The organism is Streptomyces niveiscabiei, assembly GCF_033794345.1.
Classification (GTDB): domain Bacteria; phylum Actinomycetota; class Actinomycetes; order Streptomycetales; family Streptomycetaceae; genus Streptomyces; species Streptomyces niveiscabiei.
In genome coordinates this window covers 1-5,528 of the sequence record NZ_JARAYJ010000087.1, presented here as the reverse complement: position 1 = coordinate 5,528, position 5,528 = coordinate 1, and the positions used below count along the sequence as shown (strand labels likewise).

Here is a 5,528-nt window from a genome sequence, read left to right as displayed (position 1 = left end):
GCACAGACCACTGCTCATCGGAAAGATCCCCACGCCCCACACCGTGATCATCACAAGAGTGAAGCGTGAACCAAGACCCTGACCTAAAACACGGCCTAGCGGAGTTCACGCCTTCGGGTGTAGATGAGCCAGGAGACATGCTCGACCAGCTCGTACGGGACATCGAGCGTGGAAGGATACGGAACCAACGAAGCCCCCCGGCCGTCGGCGTGTTGAGTGAGATCACCACACCAACGACGAGGGGCTTCGCCACGTCACCCCACCTGACCAGCCCACTTCATCCCCACAGCACAGGATGAAAGAGGTTCAGTGTCTACGAGTCGGCCCTGCCAGCCGACCAGTCACGCGAACTGATCAAGAAGTACCTGAAGGGAAACACATATGCCTGACAAGGCCGTGGCCTGCACCGCCGCCGACCTCCCGGGGGCCGCCTGGTTCAAGTCCAGCCACAGCGGCAGCGACCAGTCCACCTGGCCGAAGTCGCGGACGTACGCCGCGACTTCGGCCAGGTGGCCATCCGGGACTCCAAGAGCCCGCACGGCCCCGTTGTTCTCCTCGGTGCAGCCCCGTTCACTTTGCTCATCGACCACGTACGCAGCACCGACTGACCCCGACCAACCTGTAGAGCTCCCCCGGAAGCAACCCCGAATCCGTTCGGCCCTGGCCGCTCGAAAGTCACCGTTGAACAGCAGTGAGCCCCGACCAATCCGCGATCGGGGCTCGCCGCCATGCATGAACATCCACTGATGTTTACGCCATCACTCAGAGGAAGAAAGGATCACCCCACCAGGCCCCGGCACACATCGCCCACGGCCACTCCCCCTCTGCGCCGTCCCCTGCGCGGAACTCCGGTGGATCACTGGAGCGGGACAGCCCTACACTTGCCCCGCCATCACAACCTCCACGGCCACCGTTTCCTGATACGTCGATACAAACATTCACGATCACGGTGGCCGCACCCATGTCCGCGCCTCCCTTGAGCCAGCAGCGACCCGAAACTACAGCTGCCGCGTCAGAGCGGAAGGAGACGACTACTGGGATTCCTTCCAGAAAGCTCGCTCTTCCAGCTTTCCGAACCGAGCTTCCCCAGAAACAAGGTCCACCAGAATTGGCCAGCAATCCAGCAAACGATCACCGAGATTTCCGGTACTCAAGAATCGAGAGGAATTATATGGAGCGATAAGAACCCCCTCCTTCATCCGCACCCCATCCCAGTCAATCGCCAATTCAGGTTCACCAGGCTTTCGACTCATCTCCAGAAAACCCTCCGCAATCAAGCGGCCTTCCGATTCAGATATCATCAGTTTGTCCTAATCCATGAATAGCCAGCCCAGGTGGGCGCATGACTGGCATTCCCTGACTGCCCGTCCAGGAACGTCACCCGACCATTAATGTTAACCACGTTAAAAACATGGCCACCTTCACGGTCGGCTCCGTACACGATACCGCGAGCCCCAGGGCCCGCCTTCTGCATGTCGTCCACGATGTTTGAGAAGCTCCGAGTCCTGAACTTCTGACCGTAGAACTCTTCAATCGGCCGGAGAGACCCACGCTCCAGCGTTGGGATCGCGTTGGAACGTGCTCCACCGGCCATCAGCTGGTCTAGCGAGATCACACACGCGCGGCAGTTCGTAGTGCCGCCGCCTGGGCTGATCAGGATCTTGAGGTTTGTCTCGGGGGTGAAGTACTTACCGCCCAGGATAGTTGAGCGGGCTGCACTATATCCGCCTACGGCGGTCGCGCTCACACCTGCGGTAAGGCTGCCTCCCGACGCACCCCCGGTTGCCATTTCCGCGATCTCTGCGGCGCATACCGGTGCCGTGGCCAGACATCCTTCGCCAAGAGCGATGGCTACTGGTGCAAGAATCACTGCCCCTGCCACGGCTGAGACGGTGCCCAGGATGACCTTCTGCCAGGTGGAAAGTTTCCCGGTGTCCGGCAGGTCGTTGGCGTTGGGGTTGTATTGGGGGTTGGTTCCCATGGCCCAGCAGGCGTTGCAGTAGCCGTCGTCCTTCTTCGGCTCGGGGTCGGGCCCCTTCTTGAACTCCACCTTGGCCGACTTGGTGTTGCCGTCCATGCGGACGGTGACGGTCATGGTGCCGCTTCCGGTGCTGCCGTCCTGCTTCTGGTACTGGAAGTCCTGCTTGTAGGTGTGGCTGGAGTGGTAGACCCATCCCCCGTGGGGACCCGGCGTCGCGTAGGACCGGTAGGTTCCGCCTTTGCCGTCGCTGCATCCGAGTTCGCAGCCCACGATCGGCTTGAGGCCGGTGGGGTCGCTTTTGGTGACGGGGGTGTTGTTGGCGTAGGCGTAGCCGTTGAGGGACTCGTGGTCATCGGGGGCGAGCACCGGGTCGACGGAGAGGAAGCGTCCGGCTGTGGGGTCGTACTCGCGGGCGGCGACGTGGGTGAGGCCGGTGCCGGCGTCGGTGGGTTTGCCGAGGGATCCCTTGTCGTCGGGCCAGGCCGATGGTGTGGTCCCTCGGGTCTCACCGAAGGGTTTGGTGTAGCGACGGGTGATGGCCTGCGTGGTGGCGTCGACCGCCATGGAAGCGGTGCCGTGGTGGGTGGTCCCCGCGCACGCGGGGGTGTTCCCCACGGCCCGGCCACCACGTCTACTCTGAGGCCGTGGTCCCCGCGCACGCGGGGGTGTTCCCCAGGGAACTTTCCTGTCAACGTGGTCCCCGCGCACGCGGGGTTGGAGAAATTCACGTCCCTTCCCAGTTCACCGCGTCGTACTGAACCAGGGGACTTCGTCTACGAAGAGACTTTCAGGGAACGGGACTTGCCATCGCCTTGGCGCGTGTAGCGTACCCCCCACGCATCCCGGCAAGTCGGGGCACAACACACAGATGGGCCGGCCTGCGCATGCCTCAGCAAAAGGATCAGCGCAGGTCCGGCCCGCCTCAATTGATCGCAATCGAGACGAGGGAAGTCTACCGATGAGTTCGAACGAAACATCAGCCCAACCGTCCAACCCTGCACGGTTACCCGCCGTGGTCGGTCTGGGCGCAGCCGTGATCGCCGCCTGTCCGACCACCCCGTCCGCGCAAGCGCCGTGGGTCTGGGTGACTGTCATCGTGATCGTGGTCCTGCTGCTCCGGTCAAAACCGTTGCACCCCCGCCTCGCCTGAACCCGTCACCCCGTAGGACGACCGTTCAGCCACAGTCGAACCGGTCGCCCCTTCCCCTCCCGGAGGCCCCCCTCCTCACCTAGGGGGCCTCCTCCCCGGCGCGCAGGAATGGGAACCATGTCAGAAGCAGCCACGGAAGCGCACTCTCTGGATGTCCGGTTCCCCTGGGGGAACTTGTCCGCCCCCACCAGGTCGGTGTGGGCGAAGTCGGAGATCAAGTCGGGTGGCTGGCTGCCACTTTGGCGGCACATGGCCGACAGCGGTGCGGTGGCCGGCCGGCTGTGGGTGGAGTGGCTGCCTCGTTCGGTGAAGGAACTGGTGGCGGAGGCGCTGCCCGGTGGTGAGGACGATGCTCACCGGCTCGTCCGATTCCTGGCCGGTGTTCACGACGTGGGGAAATCCACCCCTGCTTTTGCCTGCCAGTTCGAGCCGCTGGCCGATTCGATGCGTCGCGCCGGACTCGACGTGCCGCTCTCCCGCGACTACAGACAGGACCGTCGAATAGCACCACACGGCCTGGCCGGGCAATCGCTGCTCCAGGAATGGATGGCTGAGCGCTTCGGCCTGCGCGGCCGGGTGTCGGGACAGTTCGCCGTCGTGGTGGGAGGCCACCACGGCGTGTTCCCCGACCACGACCAGATCCACGACCTCCAGCTCCGCCCGCACCTGGTCCGGCATCCCGGACCGAGCGAGGAGGTGTGGCGGCGGGCCCAGTTCGAGTTGATGGACGCCTGCGCCGTGGCGGCGGACGTGATCGACCGGCTGCCTGAGTGGGGAGAGGTACGGCTGTCGCAGCCGGCGCAGGTGGTCCTGACGGCGGTGGTGATCCTGGCGGACTGGATCGCGAGTTCGCCTGAGCTGTTTCCTTACGATCCCGAGACGTGGGAGCCGGTTGGTCCGGTGGGTGAACGGCGTCGGCTCGCCGCTGCCTGGGCAGGGCTGGACCTCCTTCCGCCGTGGGCACCGGAGGAACCCGCACAACCAGCGGACGAGTTGTTCGTAGCGCGGTTCACCCGGCTGAAGGGGAAAGCCATCCGTCCGGTCCAGACCGAATCCGTGCGGATGGCCAGGGAGATGCCTGCCCCTGGAATGCTGGTGATCGAGGCGCCGATGGGTGAGGGAAAGACCGAGGCGGCGCTCGCGGCGGCGGAGATCCTGGCCGCACGGTCGGGTGCGGGCGGTGTTCTGGTGGCGTTGCCGACCCGCGCGACGGGAGACGCGATGTTCCCTCGTCTGCTGGCGTGGCTGGAACGTCTTCCGGATGACGGCAAGGGACGGCACTCGGTCGTGCTCGCCCACGCGAAAGCCGCGCTCAACGACGTATGGGCGGGCCTCCTGCGCCAAGGCCGGCGAACGATCGCCGCGGTCGATCCGCGCGAGCAGGAAAAGGAACACCTCGACACCTGCTACCGGTACGACAAGCCGGCCGGATTCCACGCCCACCAGTGGCTGCGGGGCCGCAAGAAGCAGTTGCTGGCCTCGTTCGCGGTGGGAACCATCGACCAGGTCCTGTTCGCCGGCCTGAAGAGCCGTCACCTGATGCTGCGGCACCTCGCGGTGGCGGGCAAGGTCGTGGTGATCGACGAAGCACACGCCTACGACGCCTACATGGGCCGCTATCTGGACCGAGTTCTGGAGTGGCTGGCGGCCTACCGGGTACCGGTCGTCGTGCTGTCGGCGACGCTTCCGTCGGACCGCAGGCATGCGCTCGTGGCCGCGTACACAGGCTCCTCGGACGACACCCTGAAAGTGGAGACGGACCCCGACGCGTACCCGTTGATCACGGCCGCGTCCCCTGGCCACCCGGTCCTCACCGCGCGGCCCCCGGCCGCCTCCGGCAGAAGAACCGCCGTCGCCATGGAGCGCTCCGACGACGACCTCTCCGCACTGGCCGACCGTCTCGAACTCGAACTAGCCGACGGCGGCTGCGTGTTGGTCGTACGGAACACGGTGGACCGGGTCCTGGAAGCCGCAGACGTGCTGCGAGCGCGGCTGGGTGACGAGGCGGTCACCGTGGCCCACTCCCGTTTCCTCGCGGCGGACCGCGCCGCCAACGACGCCGATCTGCTTCGGCGTTTCGGCCCGGACGGCACTCAACGGCCCAACCGTCACGTGGTGGTGGCCAGTCAAGTAGCAGAACAGTCCCTCGACGTCGATTTCGACATGCTGGTAACCGACCTGGCGCCGGTGGACCTGGTGTTGCAGCGGATGGGACGCCTGCACCGGCACGTCCGCAACCGACCGCCCCGCCTGGCTCAGGCGCGCTGCCTGATTACCGGCGTGGACTGGAAAGCCGCTCTCCCGCAGCCGGTGGCGGGGACGATCGCCGTCTACCGCAGCGAGTTCATCCTGTTGCGTTCGCTGGCCGTGCTCGGCCCGTTCCTCGACGGCAGGGCG

The 5,528-nt window shown here is 65.3% G+C and carries 2 protein-coding genes and 1 pseudogene; 2 read left to right on the top strand and 1 reads right to left on the bottom strand.

Annotated elements, in window-relative coordinates; translation table 11 throughout:
- Positions 1–509: 509 nt before the first annotated feature.
- Positions 510–608: a DUF397 domain-containing protein gene (locus tag PV682_RS43820; RefSeq protein ID WP_319738522.1), complete on the top strand. Its 99-nt coding sequence runs from the start codon at positions 510–512 to the stop codon at positions 606–608.
- Between the two features lie 692 nt (positions 609–1,300).
- Here PV682_RS43820 and PV682_RS43815 read toward each other — a convergent pair.
- A pseudogene (locus PV682_RS43815) lies at positions 1,301–2,563 on the bottom strand (RHS repeat-associated core domain-containing protein); the annotation flags it as partial.
- A gap of 817 nt (positions 2,564–3,380) precedes the next feature.
- On the opposite strand from PV682_RS43815, the gene cas3 reads away from it, so the two are divergent.
- On the top strand, positions 3,381–5,528 hold a 2,148-nt coding region (gene cas3, locus PV682_RS43810; RefSeq protein ID WP_407705848.1), incomplete at its 3' end, for a CRISPR-associated helicase Cas3'.